Origin of the sequence: Pseudomonas sp. LLC-1 (assembly GCF_002992185.1) — a bacterium.
Lineage (GTDB): Bacteria > Pseudomonadota > Gammaproteobacteria > Pseudomonadales > Pseudomonadaceae > Aquipseudomonas > Aquipseudomonas monteilii.
Genome location: NZ_LUVY01000015.1, coordinates 152,661 through 170,603, shown reverse-complemented (window position 1 = coordinate 170,603; position 17,943 = coordinate 152,661). Strand labels below are relative to the sequence as shown.

17 protein-coding genes are annotated in these 17,943 nt (G+C 61.4%); 10 read left to right on the top strand and 7 right to left on the bottom strand.

Translation table 11 applies throughout. From position 1 onward, the window contains the following. Nucleotides 1-10 precede the first annotated feature (10 nt). Genes A0O30_RS15915 through A0O30_RS15905 form a run of 3 tightly spaced genes read left to right on the top strand, consistent with a single transcriptional unit; the run spans nucleotide 11 to nucleotide 1,778 of the window. Nucleotides 11-640, top strand: coding sequence for an FMN-binding negative transcriptional regulator (locus A0O30_RS15915; protein ID WP_105947137.1), 630 nt, complete (start codon nucleotides 11-13; stop codon nucleotides 638-640). A gap of 12 nt (nucleotides 641-652) precedes the next feature. Continuing rightward, entirely contained in the window at nucleotides 653-1,099 is a 447-nt protein-coding gene (locus A0O30_RS15910) for a GNAT family N-acetyltransferase (protein ID WP_105947136.1), read from the top strand. Between the two features lie 7 nt (nucleotides 1,100-1,106). After that, the gene (locus A0O30_RS15905; RefSeq protein WP_105947135.1) at nucleotides 1,107-1,778 is read left to right on the top strand and encodes a GNAT family N-acetyltransferase; all 672 of its coding nucleotides are present in this window, start codon (nucleotides 1,107-1,109) and stop codon (nucleotides 1,776-1,778) included. 184 nt (nucleotides 1,779-1,962) lie between these two features. Here the strand turns inward: A0O30_RS15905 and oadA are convergent, their stop codons facing one another. After that, nucleotides 1,963-3,771, bottom strand: a complete 1,809-nt coding sequence (gene oadA / locus A0O30_RS15900) for a sodium-extruding oxaloacetate decarboxylase subunit alpha (RefSeq protein WP_105947134.1) — start codon at nucleotides 3,769-3,771, stop codon at nucleotides 1,963-1,965. An 11-nt stretch (nucleotides 3,772-3,782) separates the two neighbouring features. Beyond that, the gene (locus A0O30_RS15895; RefSeq protein WP_105947133.1) at nucleotides 3,783-5,198 is read right to left on the bottom strand and encodes an acetyl-CoA carboxylase biotin carboxylase subunit; all 1,416 of its coding nucleotides are present in this window, start codon (nucleotides 5,196-5,198) and stop codon (nucleotides 3,783-3,785) included. Nucleotides 5,199-5,387: 189 nt separating this feature from the next. Between A0O30_RS15895 and A0O30_RS15890 the strand changes: the two genes are divergently transcribed. Beyond that, complete coding sequence (locus A0O30_RS15890; protein ID WP_060499703.1) at nucleotides 5,388-6,350, top strand: LysR family transcriptional regulator; 963 nt, start codon at nucleotides 5,388-5,390, stop codon at nucleotides 6,348-6,350. Here the strand turns inward: A0O30_RS15890 and A0O30_RS15885 are convergent. Then, on the bottom strand, nucleotides 6,292-6,510 hold the full coding sequence (locus A0O30_RS15885) for a PA3496 family putative envelope integrity protein (RefSeq protein ID WP_082426415.1): 219 nt from the start codon (nucleotides 6,508-6,510) through the stop codon (nucleotides 6,292-6,294). The genes A0O30_RS15890 and A0O30_RS15885 overlap by 59 nt on opposite strands. Nucleotides 6,511-6,642: 132 nt before the next feature. Continuing rightward, a complete protein-coding gene (hexR, locus tag A0O30_RS15880; protein ID WP_003253273.1) occupies nucleotides 6,643-7,509 on the bottom strand; it encodes a transcriptional regulator HexR in 867 nt (288 codons plus the stop codon). A gap of 103 nt (nucleotides 7,510-7,612) precedes the next feature. Between hexR and zwf the strand changes: the two genes are divergently transcribed. The 4 genes from zwf to A0O30_RS15860 all read left to right on the top strand — a co-directional run bounded on the left by zwf (nucleotide 7,613) and on the right by A0O30_RS15860 (nucleotide 12,829). Further along, entirely contained in the window at nucleotides 7,613-9,055 is a 1,443-nt protein-coding gene (zwf, locus tag A0O30_RS15875; RefSeq protein WP_060499704.1) for a glucose-6-phosphate dehydrogenase, read from the top strand. Nucleotides 9,056-9,151: 96 nt separating this feature from the next. Beyond that, complete coding sequence (gene uvrD, locus A0O30_RS15870) at nucleotides 9,152-11,338, top strand: DNA helicase II (protein WP_105947132.1); 2,187 nt, start codon at nucleotides 9,152-9,154, stop codon at nucleotides 11,336-11,338. Between the two features lie 110 nt (nucleotides 11,339-11,448). Next, complete coding sequence (locus A0O30_RS15865) at nucleotides 11,449-12,306, top strand: Tim44 domain-containing protein (RefSeq protein ID WP_105947131.1); 858 nt, start codon at nucleotides 11,449-11,451, stop codon at nucleotides 12,304-12,306. Nucleotides 12,307-12,421: 115 nt separating this feature from the next. Continuing rightward, the gene (locus tag A0O30_RS15860) at nucleotides 12,422-12,829 is read left to right on the top strand and encodes an SMI1/KNR4 family protein (protein WP_019099164.1); all 408 of its coding nucleotides are present in this window, start codon (nucleotides 12,422-12,424) and stop codon (nucleotides 12,827-12,829) included. A gap of 155 nt (nucleotides 12,830-12,984) precedes the next feature. On the opposite strand, the gene A0O30_RS15855 is transcribed toward A0O30_RS15860, so the two are convergent. Then, nucleotides 12,985-14,745: a cation:proton antiporter gene (locus A0O30_RS15855; RefSeq protein WP_016712752.1), complete on the bottom strand. Its 1,761-nt coding sequence runs from the start codon at nucleotides 14,743-14,745 to the stop codon at nucleotides 12,985-12,987. Between the two features lie 342 nt (nucleotides 14,746-15,087). On the opposite strand from A0O30_RS15855, the gene A0O30_RS15850 reads away from it, so the two are divergent. Beyond that, nucleotides 15,088-15,573: an acyl-CoA thioesterase gene (locus A0O30_RS15850; protein ID WP_016712753.1), complete on the top strand. Its 486-nt coding sequence runs from the start codon at nucleotides 15,088-15,090 to the stop codon at nucleotides 15,571-15,573. On the opposite strand, the gene pdxY is transcribed toward A0O30_RS15850, so the two are convergent. Beyond that, nucleotides 15,570-16,442, bottom strand: a complete 873-nt coding sequence (gene pdxY, locus A0O30_RS15845) for a pyridoxal kinase PdxY (RefSeq protein ID WP_016712754.1) — start codon at nucleotides 16,440-16,442, stop codon at nucleotides 15,570-15,572. The two genes, A0O30_RS15850 and pdxY, sit on opposite strands and share 4 nt — an antisense overlap. 120 nt (nucleotides 16,443-16,562) lie before the next feature. On the opposite strand from pdxY, the gene A0O30_RS15840 reads away from it, so the two are divergent. Continuing rightward, complete coding sequence (locus A0O30_RS15840) at nucleotides 16,563-16,955, top strand: DUF3301 domain-containing protein (protein WP_016712755.1); 393 nt, start codon at nucleotides 16,563-16,565, stop codon at nucleotides 16,953-16,955. On the opposite strand, the gene A0O30_RS15835 is transcribed toward A0O30_RS15840, so the two are convergent. Continuing rightward, nucleotides 16,956-17,927 carry a GTP-binding protein gene (locus A0O30_RS15835; protein ID WP_105947130.1) on the bottom strand — a complete coding sequence of 324 codons (972 nt, stop codon included), beginning with the start codon at nucleotides 17,925-17,927 and terminating at the stop codon, nucleotides 16,956-16,958. Nucleotides 17,928-17,943: the final 16 nt, after the last annotated feature.

The window sequence follows — 17,943 nt, the reverse complement described above, 5'->3', positions numbered from 1 at the left end:
ACCAAGCCCTATGTACAACAGCAAGCCGCATCAGGAACACGACCTCGGCCGCCTGCACCAGCACATGCTCGACACCCGCCTGGCTGTCCTGGTCAGCCACGGCGATCAGGGGCTGCTGGCCACGCACCTGCCCGTGCTGGTCGATACCACCGAAGGCGAATTCGGTACTGTCTATGCGCACCTGGCCCGGGCCAACCGCCAATGGCAGGACCTGGCACAGGGTGTCGAAGCCTTGCTGGTATTCCCCGGCGCCGATGCCTATGTCAGCCCCGGCTACTATCCGAGCAAGGCTGATAACCCCAAAGTCGTGCCTACCTGGAACTATCTGGCCGTACACGCCTATGGCACAGCCGAGGTGATCCACGACGCGGAGCCGCTGCTGGCGATCGTCAGCCGCCTGACCGACCGCCATGAACAGGGCCGCAGTGAACCGTGGAAAGTCACTGACGCCCCTGCCGACTACCTCGATGGCATGCTCCGCGCCATCGTCGGCATCCGCCTGCCCGTCGCCCGTCTGCAAGGGGCACGCAAGCTCAGCCAGAACCGTTCCGATCAAGACATCGCTGGCGTGCGCGAAGGCCTGAGCGCCAGCGCCGATCAGCTGGACAACCAACTCGCGGCGCACATGCGCCAACTCTGAAGGAATAGCCCCATGTCTAGCGTTACCCTGCGCCCTGTCACTGCCCAAGATCACGCGGCCTGGCTCGCCCTGTGGCAGGCCTACCTGCACTTCTACGAAACCGAACTGGCCGATGAAGTCAGCCTGAGCACCTGGCAACGCCTGCTCGATCCGAAGGAGCCCACCCATTCGGCACTGGCCTGGGTCGATGGCAAGGCGGTGGGCATGGTCAACTTCATCTACCATCGTACCAATTGGAGTATCGGGAACGCCTGCTACCTGCAGGACTTGTACGTGAACGGCACGCAGCGTGGCCTGGGCATTGGCCGCCAGCTTATCGAGTACGTCTACACCACTGCCAAGGCTGACAACTGCAGCAAAGTGCACTGGCTGACCCACGAGACCAACGCCACCGCCATCAGCCTGTATCAACAGGTTGCCGAGCGCTCGGGCTTCATCCAATTCCGCAAAGAGTTCTAAGCCGAACATGACCGACGCATTGAACTGGAAACCCGCCGCAACGCCCCAGGCCCAGCCCATTGAAGGCCGCTTCATCCGCCTGGAAAAACTCGACCCCACGCGCCATGGCGACGACCTTTGGGACGTGCTGCAAGGCCCGGCATCCGACCCGGTGCTATGGGACTACCTGCCTTATGGGCCGTTCAACGAGCGCGCCGCCTTCGACCGCTGGCTGGAGGGCAACGCCGCAGGCCGCGATCCGCTGTTCTACACCGTCATCGACCGCCCCAGCGGCCAGGCACAGGGCATTCTCAGCCTGATGTCGATCGTGCCCGACCACGGTCGCATCGAAATCGGCCATATCGCCTTCGGCGCCGCCATGCAGCGCACACCCAAAGGAACCGAGGCGGTGTACCTGCTGGGCAAACTGGGCTTCGAACTGGGCAACCGCCGGCTGGAGTGGAAGTGCAACAACGCCAACGCCCGCTCCAAGCGGGCGGCGGAGCGGTTTGGCTTCACTTACGAAGGCGTGTTCCGCAAGCACTTGGTGGTGAAGGACCATAACCGCGATACAGCCTGGTATTCGATTACCGATGATGAGTGGCCGGCGGTGGCTGCCGGGTTCGAGCGGTGGCTGGGAGAGGAAAACCAGCAGCCTGACGGGCAACTACAGACACTTGAGGCATGCCGCAAAGGCTGAATATTGCATGGGTTTGAATGGCCCAATCGCCGGCAAGCCAGCTCCCACAGGTATCCCACAACCCTTGAAGATTGTGGGATACCTGTGGGAGCTGGCTTGCCGGCGATTGGGCCATCAAATACAGCACAAAAAAAGGGGAGCATTCGCTCCCCAGAGGTAAACCGCTTGTAGATGAGGGCTTAAATCAGCCCTCGATCTCGATCAGGATTTCACCCGGCGTTACACGGTCGCCCTTGGCCACATGGATGGCGACGACCTTACCGGCGATGGCCGCCTGCACTTCGGTTTCCATCTTCATGGCTTCGGTGATCAGCACGGCCTGGCCGGCCTTGACCATGTCGCCTTCCTTGACCAGCACATCGACGATGTTGCCTGGCATGGTGGTGCTGACGTGGCCTGGGTCGGTGGCTTGCTTGCGCTTGCTGCCGCCGCCGCCAACGAACTCGTTCAGTGGCTCGAACACCACTTCTTCCGGCATGCCGTCGATCGACAGGTAGAAGTGACGCTTGCCTTCGGCCTTAACGCCCACGCCGGTGATATCGACGCGGTAGGTTTCGCCGTGCACGTCGATGACGAACTCAGTCGGCACGCCTTCACCGCCCGGGGCGGCTACGGCGCCGGCTTCCGGAATCGGCAGCAGGGCTTCTGGCGTCAAGGTGCCGGCTTCGCGTTCTTCGAGGAACTTGCGGCCAATGTCCGGGAACATGGCGAACGTCAGCACGTCTTCTTCACAACGAGCCAGGGCGCCGATGTCGGCACGCAGCTTGGCCATTTCCGGCTTGAGCAGGTCAGCCGGGCGTACGTCGATCACTTCTTCGCTGCCGATTGCCTGGCGGCGCAGCTGCTCGTTGACCACGCCCGGGGCCTTGCCGTAACCGCCTTGCAGGTACAGCTTCACCTCGTTGGTGATGGTCTTGTAGCGCTCGCCAGCCAACACGTTGAAGAATGCCTGGGTGCCGACGATCTGCGAGGTCGGGGTTACCAGCGGCGGGAAGCCAAGGTCTTCACGTACACGCGGGATCTCGGCCAGCACTTCGTTCATGCGGTTAAGCGCGCCCTGCTCTTTCAGCTGGTTGGCCAGGTTGGAGATCATGCCGCCCGGCACCTGGTTGACCTGCACGCGGGTGTCCACGGCGGTGAACTCGCTTTCGAACTGGTGGTACTTCTTGCGCACGGCGTAGAAGTACAGGCCGATTTCCTGCAGCAGCTCCAGGTCCAGGCCAGTGTCGAATTCGCTGCCTTTGAGTGCAGCAACCATCGACTCGGTGCCTGGGTGGCTGGTGCCCCAGGCGAAGCTGGAGATGGCGGTGTCGATGTGGTCGGCGCCGTTCTCAACCGCTTTCAGCTGGCACATGGCGGCCAGGCCGGCGGTGTCGTGGGAGTGGATGAATACCGGCAGGGATTGCTCGGCCTTCAGCGCCCTGACCAGCTCGCCGGTAGCGAACGGCGTCAGCAGGCCAGCCATGTCCTTGATCGCGATCGAGTCGCAACCCATGGCTTCCATCTGTTTGGCCTGGGCTACAAAGGCGTCGATGGTGTGCACGGGGCTGACGGTGTAGGCGATGGTGCCCTGGGCGTGTTTGCCAGCGGCCTTGACCGCTTCAATAGCCACGCGCAGGTTACGCACGTCGTTCATGGCGTCGAAGATACGGAACACGTCGATGCCATTGACCGCTGCCTTGGCGACGAAGGCCTTGACCACGTCGTCGCTGTAATGGCGGTAGCCCAGCAGGTTCTGGCCGCGCAGCAGCATTTGCAGGCGGGTGTTGGGCAGCGCGGCACGCAGCTTGCGCAGGCGCTCCCACGGGTCTTCTTTCAGGAAGCGCACGCAGGCGTCGAAGGTGGCGCCACCCCAGACTTCCAGCGACCAGTAGCCGACTTTGTCGAGCTTGTCGCAGATCGGCAGCATGTCTTCGGTGCGCATGCGGGTGGCCAGCAAGGACTGGTGGGCGTCGCGCAGGATCGTGTCGGTAACGTGGATTTTCTTGGACATTATGGGGTTCCTCACAGGCCTGCGTGGGCGGCGATGGCGGCGGCGATGGCCAGGGCCAGCTCTTCGGGTTTGCGCTTGATCGAGTAGTTGGTCAGTTCAGGGTGGCTTTCGACGAAGCTGGTATTGAACTGGCCGCTACGGAATTCCGGGTTGCGCAGGATTTCCTGGTAGTACGCGGCAGTGGTCTTCACCCCTTGTACGCGCATGTCGTCCAGGGCCCGCAGGCCGCGGTCCATGGCTTCTTCCCAGGTCAACGCCCACACCACCAGCTTCAGGCACATGGAGTCGTAGAACGGCGGAATGGTGTAGCCGGTATAGATTGCCGTGTCGGTACGCACGCCCGGGCCGCCGGGGGCGTAGTAACGGGTGATCTTGCCGAAGCTGGGCAGGAAGTTGTTTTTCGGGTCTTCGGCGTTGATGCGGAACTGCAGCGCGTATCCGTGGTGCTGGATATCTTCCTGCTTGACCGACAGCGGCAGGCCCGAAGCAATGCGGATCTGCTCACGGACGATGTCGATACCGGTGATTTCCTCGGTGATGGTGTGCTCCACCTGCACCCGGGTGTTCATTTCCATGAAGTACACCTCGCCATCGGCGAGCAGGAACTCCACGGTACCGGCGTTCTCGTAGTTCACGGCCTTGGCCGCACGCACCGCCAGGTCGCCGATGTAGGCGCGCTGCTCGGGGGTGAGCTGCGGGCTTGGGGCAATTTCGATGAGCTTCTGGTTACGGCGCTGGATCGAGCAGTCGCGCTCGAACAGGTGCACCACGTTGCCAAAGCTGTCACCGAGGATCTGCGCCTCGATGTGCTTGGGGTTGACGATGCACTTTTCCAGGAACACTTCGGCCGAACCAAAGGCCTTGGTGGCCTCGGAAATGACCCGTGGGAAGTTCTGTTCCAGTTCTTCACGGCTGTTGCAGCGGCGGATACCACGGCCGCCACCACCAGAAGTGGCCTTGAGCATCACCGGGTAACCGATGCGGTCACCTTCGCTCAGGGCTTCATGAATATCGGCAACGTTGCCTTCGGTACCCGGGGTTACCGGCACACCGGCGGCGATCATGGTGCGGCGCGCTTCGGTCTTGTCGCCCATGCGGCGAATCACGTCGGCAGCCGGGCCGATGAACTTGATCCCGCGCTCTGCGCAGATCTCTGCCAGTTCGGCGTTTTCCGACAGGAAACCATAGCCTGGGTGCAGGGCATCGCAGCCGGTTTCCACAGCCAGGTTCACCAGCTTGCGCGGGTTCAGGTAGCCAGCCAGCGGCTCGGCACCAATGCTGTGTGCCTCATCGGCGCGCTTGACGTGCAAGGCGTGACGGTCGGCGTCGGAATAGATCGCTACCGAGCGAATGCCCATCTCGGCGCAGGCACGCACGATCCGAACTGCGATTTCACCTCGGTTGGCGATCAGGATTTTTTTTATCACTGGAGTCTTCCCAAAGCCGTAGGAACAGTCGAGCCGGTTCTACCGGTCGGCGCGTGACCAGACGTTGCTGGCCAGTCGCGTATTCACCCTAGCGCTGTAGGTCGATAAACAAAAATCAATATTTGTTAGAGGCTGTATTAGCAAAAGCTTATAGTTCGGTAACAAGGTGTTGCCGACGAGCCGAAAAAAATGCGTAAGTCCTTGATGCGTATGACTTTGCGTCAATTGCAGATCTTCAACGAGGTGTGCGATTTGCGCTCGTACAGCCGTGCGGCAGAGGAGATGGCACTGACGCAACCCGCCGTTAGTCTACAGATCCGCCAGCTCGAAGAGCTGATTGGCCAGCCACTGTTCGAGTATGTAGGCAAGAAGCTGTACCTGACCGAGGCGGCCGAAGCCCTGCAACGCGCCAGCCGCGACATCTTCGGGCGGCTGGAGAGCCTGGACATGCAGCTGTCGGACATGCAGGGCTCACTGCAGGGGCAGTTGAAACTGGCGATCGAGTCCAGTGCCAAGTACTTCGTGCCACACCTGTTCGCCGCCTTCAAGCAGCGTCACCCGGAGGTCAACCTGACCCTGACGGTGGTCAACCGCGCCCAGGCCATTCGCCGCCTTTCGGATAACCGCGACGACCTGATCATCATGTCGATGGTGCCGCAGGACATGGGCCTGGAGTTTCTGCCATTCCTCAACAACCCGATCGTGGCGGTGGCACCGCCCGAGCATCCGCTGTGCAAGCTGGAGCAGTTGCGCCTGCAGGACCTGGAGCCTCATACCCTGCTGGTCCGCGAGCAAGGTTCGGGCACGCGCAAGGCATGCGAGGAATACTTCAAGGACAAGCGCGTGCACTTCACCCAGACGCTGGAAGTGGCATCGGCCGATGCCCAACGCGAGTGCGTGATCGCCGGCCTGGGTATCGCCCTGCTGACCCGCCATGCAGTCAACCTGGAGCTGGCCACCGGTGTGCTGAAGGAGCTACCGGTGGAGGAACTGCCGCTGTACCGCAGCTGGTGCGTGGTGCAGTCCAAGGCCAAGCGGCAGTCGCCGGTGGCCTTGGCGTTTCTGGCGTTCATCCGCAGCGAACGTGCGTTGATCAGCGCGCTTGTTGAGCGTTTTTCGGGGAAGCTGCCGACGACGCCTGCCAGACCGTGAGCGCTTGCAGCTCGGGGTAGTCTGCCAGGTCGCGGAGCAATTGGCGTTGGTCGCAATAGACCTCGATCGCGCGGCGGTACTCCATACGGCGCTGATCCTTTTCCTGCTGCTTGCGAGCCTTGGCGTTGGGTTGGTAAGTACCTTCGTGGTCACGTGCCATTGCCTGTCTCCCAGATAGGATGCGGGAGTTTCAGACTGGCCTGAACTGTTTACCGTTTAGCTGTGGAACGGTGACAAAACAGTGAACTTTTACTGCCTGTGCCAGCGATAGGGCCAGCACAGGCAACGCAGATCAGTCGTCTGTAGCCTTGATCGACTTGGGCGACAAACGCAGGCTGCGCAAGCTGCGCTTCACACTTTTCAGGTGGTTGACCAGGCTCGGCCCGCGCGCCATCGCCACGCCCATGGCCAGCACGTCGATCACGACCAGGTGAGCGATACGCGAGGTCAGCGGCGTGTAGATTTCGGTGTCTTCATGCACGTCGATCGCCAGGTTGACCGTCGACAGCTCGGCAAGAGGTGTCTGGCTGGGGCACAGGGTAATCAGGTTGGCACCGCTCTCACGCACCAGGTTAGCGGTGATCAGCAAGTCCTTGGAGCGGCCCGACTGGGAAATGCACACCGCGACATCACCCGGCTTCAGGGTGACCGCCGACATCGCCTGCATGTGCGGGTCGGAATACGCGGCGGCGCTGAGCAGCAGGCGGAAGAACTTGTGCTGGGCATCGGCCGCCACCGCACCGGACGCGCCAAAGCCATAGAACTCCACACGTTGCGCCTGGGCCATAGCACTCACCGCCTGCTGCAGCGCCTGCGGGTCGAGGTGCTCACGCACCTCCATCAGGGTATGCAGGGTGGTGTCGAAGATCTTCAGGCTGTAGTCGGCAACCGAGTCGTCTTCATGGATAGCGAACTGCCCGAAACTGGCCCCCGCTGCCAGGCTCTGCGCCAGCTTCAGCTTCAAGTCCTGAAAGCCCGAGCAACCGATCGCCCGGCAGAACCGCACGATGGTCGGTTCGCTGATACCCACGCTGTGTGCCAGGTCGGCCATGGAGCTGTGCATGACGGCAGCCGGGTCGAGCAGCACGTGGTCGGCCACTTTGAGTTCCGATTTGCGCAGCAGGTGGCGCGATTGGGCGATATGTTGCAACAGATTCACAGGCTGGACTCGGTTATGATCGGCTGGCCGGGTTGTAGCTTTCTTGTAGTTATACTACATGGACGCCAACCCGCCCAGTTAAACGAACGTGGAGAGTGGCGGTTTGACTATTCCTTGCGACATTCTGGTCTTCGGCGGCACCGGCGATCTGGCCCTGCACAAGTTGCTTCCGGCGCTCTACCACCTGTTTCGCGAGGCCCGTCTTGACCCTGCCGTGCGGATCATCGCGCTGGCGCGCCGCAACTTGCCACGTAACGATTATCTCAAGCTCGCCGAACGCCATTGCCGGGCACAGATCGCCCGCAACGACTTCGAAGAAGAGGTCTGGCAGCGGTTTTCCGCGCGGATCGACTATTTCGCCATGGATGCTTCGCAAAGCGCCGACTTCGGCCGCCTGGCGCGCTACCTGGGCGAACCAGGCGGCTTGACGCGCATCTTCTACCTGGCCACCGCCCCCAACCTGTTCGTACCGATTGCCAAACACCTGCATAACGCCGGCCTGGCCGACGCCGAGGCGCGCATCGTGCTGGAAAAGCCGATCGGCCACTCGCTGGAATCGGCTACCGCCATCAACGAAGCGATTGGCGCAGTGCTGGAGGAAACCCAGGTATTTCGCATCGACCACTACCTGGGCAAGGAAACCGTGCAGAACCTGATGGCCCTGCGCTTCGCCAATGCCCTGCTGGAGCCGGTGTGGCGCAACAATCAGGTCGACCACGTACAGATCAGCGTTTGCGAGACGCTGGGTGTAGAGAACCGCGGCGCCTACTACGACCGCGCCGGGGCCATCCGCGACATGCTGCAGAACCACCTGCTGCAGCTGCTGTGCCTGGTAGCCATGGAGCCCCCCGCCCAGTTCGAGGCCGAAGCGGTACGCGACGAAAAAGTGAAGATCCTGCGCGCCCTCAAGCCGATCACCGGCCAGGATGTGCAGGACAAGACCGTGCGCGGCCAGTATGGCGCCGGGCACATCGGCGGCCAGGAAGTGCCGGCCTACTACTTCGAAAAGGATGTCGACAACGACAGCGACACCGAAACCTTCATTGCCCTCGAAGCCCACATCGACAATTGGCGCTGGGCGGGCGTGCCTTTCTATCTGCGCACCGGCAAGCGCATGGCACGGCGCTCGTCGCAAATCGTCATTCAGTTCAAACCGGTACCCCACGAGCTGTTCAACGGCGGCCAGGTCAACCAGTTGCTGATCCAGCTGCAACCGGAGGAACGCATCAGCCTGCGCATGATGACCAAAAGCCCTGGCAAGGGCATGCGCCTGGAACCGGTCGACCTGGACCTGAACCTGGCCCAGGTGTTCAGCCAGACCCGCCGCTGGGAAGCCTACGAACGCCTGCTGCTGGATGTACTGGAGGGCGACTCGACGCTGTTCATGCGCCGCGATGAAGTGGAAGCAGCCTGGGCCTGGACCGACCCGATCATCAAGGGTTGCGAAGAGCACTTTCAGGCGCCACGCCCTTACCCGGCGGGCAGTAACGGGCCAGAGCAAGCCAACAGCCTGCTGGCGCGTCATGGCAGGCACTGGCATGGCTGACCTACTGTCATCGGGTCGATGAACGGCCATACGCCAAGGTGAATATTTATACAGTGGAGGTTTGCCCCATTTCCTGCCGCGCCCTAGAATGGCCCGATGCACACAGACGACCTCTCCCTCCTGCTGAATTCCCTCAACGATGCCCAACGCCAGGCCGTAGCGGCCACGCTTGGGCGTCAACTGGTGCTTGCCGGCGCCGGTTCCGGTAAAACCCGCGTGCTGGTGCACCGCATCGCCTGGCTGATCCAGGTGGAGCAGGCATCGCCGCACTCGATCCTGTCGGTGACCTTCACCAACAAGGCTGCAGCCGAAATGCGCCAGCGGATCGAGCAACTGCTGGGGATCAACCCGGCAGGCATGTGGGTCGGCACCTTCCACGGCCTGGCCCATCGCTTGCTGCGGGCCCACTGGCAGGAAGCGCGGCTGGTGCAGAACTTCCAGATTCTCGACAGTGACGACCAGCAGCGCCTGATCAAGCGGGTGATGCGCGAGCTGGGCCTGGACGAACAGAAATGGCCGGCACGCCAGGCACAGTGGTTCATCAACGGGCAGAAGGACGAAGGCCTGCGCCCGCAGCATATCCAGGCCGGTGGCGACCTGTTCCTGGCGACCATGCGTGACGTCTATACCGCCTACGAGCAGGCGTGCGAGCGTGCCGGAGTCATCGACTTCTCCGAGCTGCTGCTACGCGCCCTGGACCTGTGGCGCGACCACCCGGGGCTGCTGGAGCACTACCAGCGGCGCTTCCAGCATGTGCTGGTCGACGAGTTCCAGGACACCAACGCCGTGCAGTACGCCTGGCTGCGCCTGTTGGCACGCGGGGGCGCCAGCCTGATGGCGGTGGGCGACGACGACCAGTCGATCTACGGCTGGCGCGGTGCCAAGATCGAAAACATTCACCAGTACACCGCCGACTTCCCAGACGCCGAAATGATCCGTCTGGAGCAGAACTACCGCTCCACCGGTGGCATCCTCAAGGCCGCCAACGCCCTGATCGCCAACAACAGCGGGCGCCTGGGCAAAGAGCTGTGGACCGACATGGGCGAAGGCGAACCGCTGACCCTGTACGCGGCCTACAACGAGCACGACGAAGCGCGCTACGTGGTGGAAACCATCGAGAGCCTGGTCAAGCAGGGCAATGCGCGCAACGAAATCGCCATCCTGTACCGCTCCAACGCCCAGTCGCGCGTGCTGGAAGAAGCCCTGCTGCGCGAGCGCATTCCCTACCGTATCTATGGCGGCCAACGCTTCTTCGAACGCGCTGAAATCAAGAACGCCATGGCTTACCTGCGGCTGATCGAAGGGCGCGGCAACGATGCTGCCCTGGAGCGGGTAATCAACGTGCCGCCACGCGGCATTGGCGAGAAAACCGTCGAAGCCATCCGCGAGCACGCCCGCCACAGCCAGGCATCGATGTGGGACGCCATGTGCCAGCTGCTCGCCGCCAAGGCCCTCAAAGGCCGCGCCGCCAGTGCGCTGGGGGCTTTCATCGAACTGATCGAGGGGTTGGCCGCCAAGGTCGTGGACATGCCGCTGCATACCATGACCCAGACCACCATCGAGCAATCCGGTCTGATCATCTATCACCAGGAAGAAAAAGGTGAAAAGGGCCAGGCACGGGTAGAAAACCTTGAGGAACTGGTCAGCGCGGCGCGCAACTTCGAATCCACCGACGAAGACGCCGACCTTTCACCATTGTCGGCCTTCCTCGGCCATGCCTCGCTAGAAGCTGGCGATGCCCAGGCCGACGAGCACGAAGACAGCATCCAGCTGATGACCCTGCACAGCGCCAAGGGCCTGGAGTTCCCTTACGTGTTCCTGGTGGGCATGGAAGAAGGCCTGTTCCCGCACAAGATGAGCCTGGAAGAACCCGGCCGCCTCGAAGAGGAACGCCGCCTGGCCTATGTGGGAATTACCCGCGCCATGCGCCAGCTGGTCATGACCTACGCTGAAACACGTCGCCTGTATGGCAGCGAGACCTACAACAAGGTGTCGCGTTTCGTACGTGAAATTCCGGCGGGCCTGATCCAGGAAGTGCGGCTGTCCAACAGCGTCAGCCGCCCGTTCGGTGGGGTCAAGACGGCCACCAACAGCAACCTGCTCGCCAATGCCAGCATTCCGCAGACCGCGTTCAACCTGGGCCAGCGTGTGCAACATGCGGTCTTCGGGGAAGGCGTGATCCTCAACTTCGAGGGTTCCGGCGCGCAGGCGCGGGTACAGGTGAACTTTGCCGAAGGCAGCAAGTGGCTGATGCTGGGGTATGCCAAGCTCGAGGCCCTGTAGCAGCCTTGTAACATTCAGGCAAAAGCTCGAAACACTCTGTCGCTGGTCATGTGCACGGGAACCTGTGCACCATGACGCGCGTGCAATCCACAACAGGGGATATCCCACTTATGCAACGTTTTCTTAGCATCGCACTGGCGCTCTGCGTCGGCCTGACGCTGAGCCTGGACGCCAACGCCAAGCGTTTCGGCGGCGGCAAGAGCTCGGGCTCCGCGCCTATCCACCAGACCCGTCAGGCTACGCCAACCACGCCTGCCGCCGCGCCGACCGCCGCACCTGGCCGTGCAGCCCCGGCCGCCAGCGGTGCTTCGCGCTGGTTGGGCCCACTGGCAGGCCTGGCCGCCGGTGGTCTGCTGGCATCCATGTTCATGGGTGACGGTTTCGAAGGCTTCCAGATCATGGACTTCCTGATCGTGGCGCTTATCGCCTTCCTGGTGTTCCGTTTCATCGCCGCTCGCCGCCGCCAGCAGCAGCCGCAAATGGCCATGCCAGGCCATGCGCCAATGCAGCGTGAGGCTCACGCTCAGCCTGCCCAGCCGTCGATCTTCGGTGGTTCGGCCGCACCTGCTGCCGCTGCCGCCCCGGTGATCAATGCCCCGGCCTGGTTCAACGAGCAAAGCTTCCTGGCTGCTGCCCGTAACCACTTCCAGTCGCTGCAGCAGCACTGGGATGCCAACGAGATGGACAAGATCGCCGAGTTCGTCACCCCGCAAATGCTCGAGTTCCTCAAGCGTGAACGTGCTGAACTGGGTGATGGCTTCCAGTCCACCTACATCGATAACCTCGAAGTGCAGCTGGACGGTGTAGACGATCGCAGCGATCGCACCGATGCCACCCTGACCTTCCGTGGCGTGTCGAAGAACTCGCGCTTCGACCAGGGCGAAGTGTTCAGCGAAAGCTGGCACATGGTTCGCGCCCAGGGCGAAAACCAGCCTTGGCTGGTTGCCGGTATCCGTCAAAACGGCTAACCGCTGCGTGCTGCACAAAAAACCCCAGGCCCTGTCCTGGGGTTTTTGCTTTTGCCAGAGTGGCCTACTAGGGTATAACGCGCAGCGTTGTCATCTAGGTCAGAGGAAGTGAACCGTGGAAGAAGTGATCGAACAACTCCGTGAAGCCAACCAGCCAGTACCGGTGCCCCTTGAGCTTCCCGACGAGGACCAGTTGGTCGAAATCGAAGAAGAGCTGTTCATCAACATTCCGTTCGTGTTCAAAGAGTTTCTACTGACCGTCAGTGACGTGGTGTATGGCTCGCTGGAACCGGTGACTGTCACCGATCCACAGTCGCATACCTACCTGCCCGACGTCGCCGCCAACGCTTGGGATGCCGGCGTGCCGCGCGACCTGATTCCGCTGTGCCAGGACGGCGACAACTACTACTGCGTCGAAGAAGACGGCACCGTGGTGTTGTGGGAAGCGGAAGACGAAATTGTCGGCGAAGACAGCTGGGAATCGGTGTGGCACTGGGCGCGGGATGTCTGGCTGGAGAGCTGATTCCAGCCGTTGCTTGAATGCTACCCGCACAGGAAAAATAATGGCATAGCGCCATCAATGCAGTTAAAATCGCCAGGCTTTCTGCGCCTGGCGACATCGCTACCGCTCCATCCCCTCGGACGACGGTGAAATCTTGCGCAGGGAGCATAGCCCCCTCAATGTGAATTCTCGCGGCTGTTCTCCAGTGTCTCCAGCAAGGCAATCTGCATGCGCGTGTGCACGCGAATGAACCAGCGCCACAGCAGGGCCACCACCACCGCAGCCACCACGGCAATCACCAGCAGCAACTCGCTGGTTGGCAGAATGCTTGCCGAAAGCGCCGACAGCAGCAGGAAAATCACCAACAGCGACAATAGCGGGATCACCTCGGCGATCACTCGCCGCACCCGCTGGGTATGCCGCCCGGCCATTTCCGGTTTAACGCCCATCTCTGCCAGCAGCATCGACAGAGCCTTGAGCTTGCGATAGGCCGCGATCAGGAAGGGCAGCGACAGCAACAACGCCGCCCCCCAGATAAGCGCCTTCTGTTGGCTGGCATCGCTGACCCACTCGCTGAGCCAGTTGCCAATACGTCCTGCGAAGTAACCACCGCTGAAGAAAATTGCGATCACCAGTGCCAGATTCACCCCCACCTGCAACAGGATGCGCCGAATCATCGCCGCCAGCATGGCGCCCTCGCCCTGCGGCTGGATGTTGCGTAACCACTCGCCATACAACGAAAGTACCCGCGCCAGACGGCCAGGCACCACATTGCCCAGCTTCTGCGACAAGGGGTCGGCCGCGCGAATCAGGTACGGGGTCAGCAGCGTGGTGATTGCCGATACCGCGACCGCTACCGGGTACAGGAAATCGCTGGTCACCTGCAGGGTCATGCCCAGCGCGGCGATGATGAACGAGAACTCGCCAATCTGCGAAAGCCCCATGCCCACCCGCAATGACGTGCGCCCGTCATTGCCGGCAATGAACGCCCCCATGCCACAGGACAGCATCTTGCCCAACACCACCGCCAAGGTAATGACCACGATTGGCCAGGCGTAGTCGATCAGCACCTGCGGGTCGATCATCAGGCCAATCGCTACGAAGAAGATGGCGCTGAACAGGTCGCGTACCGGCTCGATCAAGCGTTCGATCTTCAGCAACTGGCGCGACTCAGCCATGATCGCGCCAATCAGGAAGGCGCCAAGTACCATGCTGTATTCCAGCTTTACCACCAGCAGGCAGAAGCCAAAGCACAGGCCCAGCACGGTAATCAGCAACATCTCGTTGCTTTCGAACTTGGCCACATAGGCCAGCAGCCGTGGCACCAGCAGGATGCCGATGACCAAGGCAACGATCATGAACAGCGACAGCTTGCCGACGGTGGAGAACACTTCACCGGAACTGACCGTGCCACTGACAGCGATGCCCGACAGCAGGGCGATGATGCCGATACCGAGGATGTCTTCCACAATCAGCACACCGAAAATCAGCTGTGCGAAACGCTCGTTTTTCATCTTCAGGTCGTTGAGCGCCTTGACGATGATGGTGGTCGAGGAAATAGCCAGGATGGCGCCAAGGAATAGCGAGTCCATGGTGCTCCAGCCGAACCAGCGGCCGATTTCGAAGCCGATCCAGATCATCAGCACGATTTCCAGGAACGCCGCGATAAACGCCGTGGCGCCGACCTTGAACAGCTTGCGCAGGCTGAACTCGAGGCCCAGGCAGAACATCAGGAAGATCACCCCCAGCTCGGCGAGGGTCTTGATGGTGTCTTCATCATGGATCAGGCCGAACGGCGGGGTGTGCGGGCCAATGATGAAGCCGGCGACAATGTAACCCAGCACCACCGGCTGCTTGAGACGATGAAAAAGAATGGTGACCACGCCAGCGACCAGCATGATGACTGCCAGGTCCTGGATGAAGCTGATGGCATGCATGGCGTGATACTCCTTTTCTCGTCTTTTTCTGGATGCCTGGGCAGACCGCTCCTCTGCCAAGGCAAACCCGAGCGAGCAGCAAGTACATACTGTATTGAATGCAGGAACGCCCATATTGCATGGGCGTACTCAGGTTAACATCGCACCCCGCCGCAAAAAGCCGGTGCAATATGCAGAAACAGATCGGCTGGAAAAGCGCCGCTGATGGCATGATCAGCGTGACGGCGGGGCGTCAGCCAACGTCCCGTATCAGCAAGGCAAATTCAAAAGAGGGGAACAGAAGTGTCAGCAGATAACGCCCCCCATTCGCCCGATTCAGCGCAACCTCACCGTGAGCACACTATGGAACCTGGAAACGCCCAGCTGAGCATGACCGTCCTGATGACCCCGGACATGGCCAACTTTTCTGGCAACGTACATGGCGGCACCCTGCTCAAGTACCTCGACGAAGTGGCCTATGCGTGCGCCAGCCGCTATGCCGGCAGCTATGTGGTGACGCTGTCGGTCGACCAGGTAATCTTCCGTGAACCCGTACACGTGGGTGAACTGGTGACCTTCCTGGCGTCGGTCAACTACACCGGCAACACGTCGATGGAGGTCGGCATCAAAGTGGTGACCGAGAACATCCGCGAGCGCTCGGTGCGCCATTCCAACAGTTGCTTCTTTACCATGGTCGCGGTCGACGACAACCGTCGCCCGGTAGCGGTGCCGCCGCGCCAGCCGCAGAGCAGTGAAGAAAAACGCCGCTTCCTGCAGGGCCAGCAGCGCCGGCAGATCCGCCAGGAGCTGGAAAAGCGCTACCAGGACCTGAAGACCGACGCCATTTAAAGCGCCAGCAATTGCGCCTCGAAGCGCACCCGCGGGTGGGCGATGCGGTCCTGGGCCCGCACCAGTTGCAGTTCGTAGCTGGCGCAGGCCTGGGTTTCCAGCAGCACTTCATGCACCGCCGCCGCGGTGAACTCGAATGCCTGTACCCAGCTGTCGCCGAGCAGCACGCGGGCCAGGAACAAGCCCGAGGTCAGGTCGCCCACCCCCACCGGCTGCCGTGGAAACGCCAGCAGCGGGCGGCGCAGGAGCCAGCTGTGCTCGGCAGTCACCAGCAGCATCTCGAACTGGTCCTCGGCACGCCCGGGATAAGCCAGGTGCTTGACCACCACCACCTGCGGCCCCCGCTGCAGCAGGCTGCGCGCCATATTCACGCAATCTTCCAGCGACTGCGCACGGCGCCCACAGAAGCTGTCCAGCTCCAGCTGGTTCGGGCACAGGATATCCGCTCGGGCGGCCGCCTCCTCGAGCAGGAATTCGCTGACTTCCGGCGGCACGATGCAGCCCTTCTCCGGGTGCCCCATGACCGGGTCGCACACGTACAACGCTTTGGGATTTACTGCCTTGATCCGCTCGACACCGGCCAGTATCGCTCGCCCTTGTTCGGCACTGCCCAGGTAGCCGGAAAGCACCGCATCGCAGTGACCCAGTTCGCCGATGTTGGAAATGCCTTCCACCAGCGCAGGAATTTGCGCCGGGGCAAGCACTTCACCGGCCCACTGGCCATACTGAGTGTGATTGGAGAACTGCACGGTATTGAGCGGCCAGACATTGACCCCGATACGCTGCATGGGAAATACCGCGGCGCTGTTGCCGGCGTGGCCGAACACCACATGGGACTGAATGGCGAGCAGGTGCGGGGTACGTTTCATGCGGGAGGTTTCCAAAGCTGTTTCAAGGATTGTGCGCAGCGCAGTATGAACTCGATTGCCACCTGTACGACAGGCCAGGGACGCAGTTAAGCTGGATCTACCTGTTTGGAGCATATGCAAATGTTGACCCTGGAGAACCTCTTCGTCCTGATGCTGGTAGCCACGGCAGGCGCCTGGTTGTGGCACAACCATGGGTTGCGCGAAAAAGCCCTGGAGCGGGTGAAACAGCATTGCGCCAAGCTTGACCTCGAATTGCTCGACGACGCTGTCGCGCTCAAGCGTATCGCCTTTGTGCGCGATGCCAACGGCCGCAAGCGCCTGGCGCGCATCTACGCCTTCGAGTTCACCGTTACCGGCGAGCAGCGCCATCCCGGCACGGTGACCCAGTTCGGCGCCCACAGTGTGCAGATCGAACTCGCACCCTATCCGTTCGAAATCAAGACACCACCGCGCACCGACAACGTCATCGAAATGCAGCAGTGGCGCCAGGAGCACAACCGCTGGCGCAACTGATCAACTGACGCGGCAATCGCTCAACCCGGCTTGCAGTGTGGGTTGCGATTGCGGCTGGTCGAAAATCAGCTCGATACGGGTATCCCTGCGCCAGTCGCTAGGCTGCCAGGCGGGCATGTCTCCCCTCAGCCCATTGAATGATTGCCAGCCATCCACGCTGTGGATAACACCCTTGGCGCGACGCCAGGGCCATGCGCGCAAGAACGCCTGTAACCGCTGTGGATAAAACTGTTGGCCCGGGTGCCAGCGCCAGCCAATACTCCAACCTCCCTCCCCCTGCTGGGCAAGACAGATAGGCTGACTTGGGTCTGTCCACAATATTCCTGGGCCACTCTCAAGATTGTCGACAATCTGGTTTTCCTCAAATTGGCTGTCGACAATCTGCTCAGGGCTGCCAGGAAGGCTTGAGAATGGCACCTGCCCCTGCACGGCCCAGAGGATTTTCTTGTCTTTAAATTTATTAGTTATCAACAACTTACACATTTCGTCCACAGCTTCAGATTTGTTGAAAACCACCCTTTCAGCCACATCGAAAGCCTGCTGTTGAGCCTCTGGAAGCGGCTCGTCACGTGCCATGGACTGCGCATCCACAACCATCACGAAGGGGTTGATTGTCAGCACTCCGGCCCAAGGAGCCTGTTGCAGTTGAGCAAGCAACTGCAATGGGTGACCCAGCCCGGAAGGCTCGATAAACAGCCGATCAGGCCGGGATTTGCGCAGTAACCGACCCAAGCCCACCTGGAACGGCATGCCATTGACGCAGCACAGGCAGCCGCCTGCGACTTCCCCGATGGCGATGCCATCTTCGTCACGGCTGAGCAAGGCCGCATCCAGGCCTACCAGGCCGAACTCATTGATTAAAACAGCCCAGCGCTCGTGGGCTGGGCGCTGAGCCAGCAGATGACGGATCAGGGTGGTTTTGCCGGCACCCAGCGGGCCGGCAATCACGTGGGTGGGTATGTTCTGCAGCATGGCATGGCTTCAAGCG

Excerpts from the sequence above, each read along its gene's own strand:
- oadA (WP_105947134.1), bottom strand. The coding sequence starts at position 3,771 with ATGTCCAAGAAAATCCACGTTACCGACACGATCCTGCGCGACGCCCAC.
- A0O30_RS15840 (WP_016712755.1), top strand. The coding sequence starts at position 16,563 with ATGTTGACCCTGGAGAACCTCTTCGTCCTGATGCTGGTAGCCACGGCA.
- A0O30_RS15885 (WP_082426415.1), bottom strand. The coding sequence starts at position 6,510 with ATGGCACGTGACCACGAAGGTACTTACCAACCCAACGCCAAGGCTCGC.
- A0O30_RS15890 (WP_060499703.1), top strand. The coding sequence starts at position 5,388 with ATGCGTAAGTCCTTGATGCGTATGACTTTGCGTCAATTGCAGATCTTC.
- pdxY (WP_016712754.1), bottom strand. The coding sequence starts at position 16,442 with ATGAAACGTACCCCGCACCTGCTCGCCATTCAGTCCCATGTGGTGTTC.
- A0O30_RS15905 (WP_105947135.1), top strand. The coding sequence starts at position 1,107 with ATGACCGACGCATTGAACTGGAAACCCGCCGCAACGCCCCAGGCCCAG.
- A0O30_RS15865 (WP_105947131.1), top strand. The coding sequence starts at position 11,449 with ATGCAACGTTTTCTTAGCATCGCACTGGCGCTCTGCGTCGGCCTGACG.
- uvrD (WP_105947132.1), top strand. The coding sequence starts at position 9,152 with ATGCACACAGACGACCTCTCCCTCCTGCTGAATTCCCTCAACGATGCC.
- A0O30_RS15910 (WP_105947136.1), top strand. The coding sequence starts at position 653 with ATGTCTAGCGTTACCCTGCGCCCTGTCACTGCCCAAGATCACGCGGCC.
- A0O30_RS15850 (WP_016712753.1), top strand. The coding sequence starts at position 15,088 with ATGGAACCTGGAAACGCCCAGCTGAGCATGACCGTCCTGATGACCCCG.
- A0O30_RS15835 (WP_105947130.1), bottom strand. The coding sequence starts at position 17,927 with ATGCTGCAGAACATACCCACCCACGTGATTGCCGGCCCGCTGGGTGCC.
- A0O30_RS15915 (WP_105947137.1), top strand. The coding sequence starts at position 11 with ATGTACAACAGCAAGCCGCATCAGGAACACGACCTCGGCCGCCTGCAC.
- A0O30_RS15855 (WP_016712752.1), bottom strand. The coding sequence starts at position 14,745 with ATGCATGCCATCAGCTTCATCCAGGACCTGGCAGTCATCATGCTGGTC.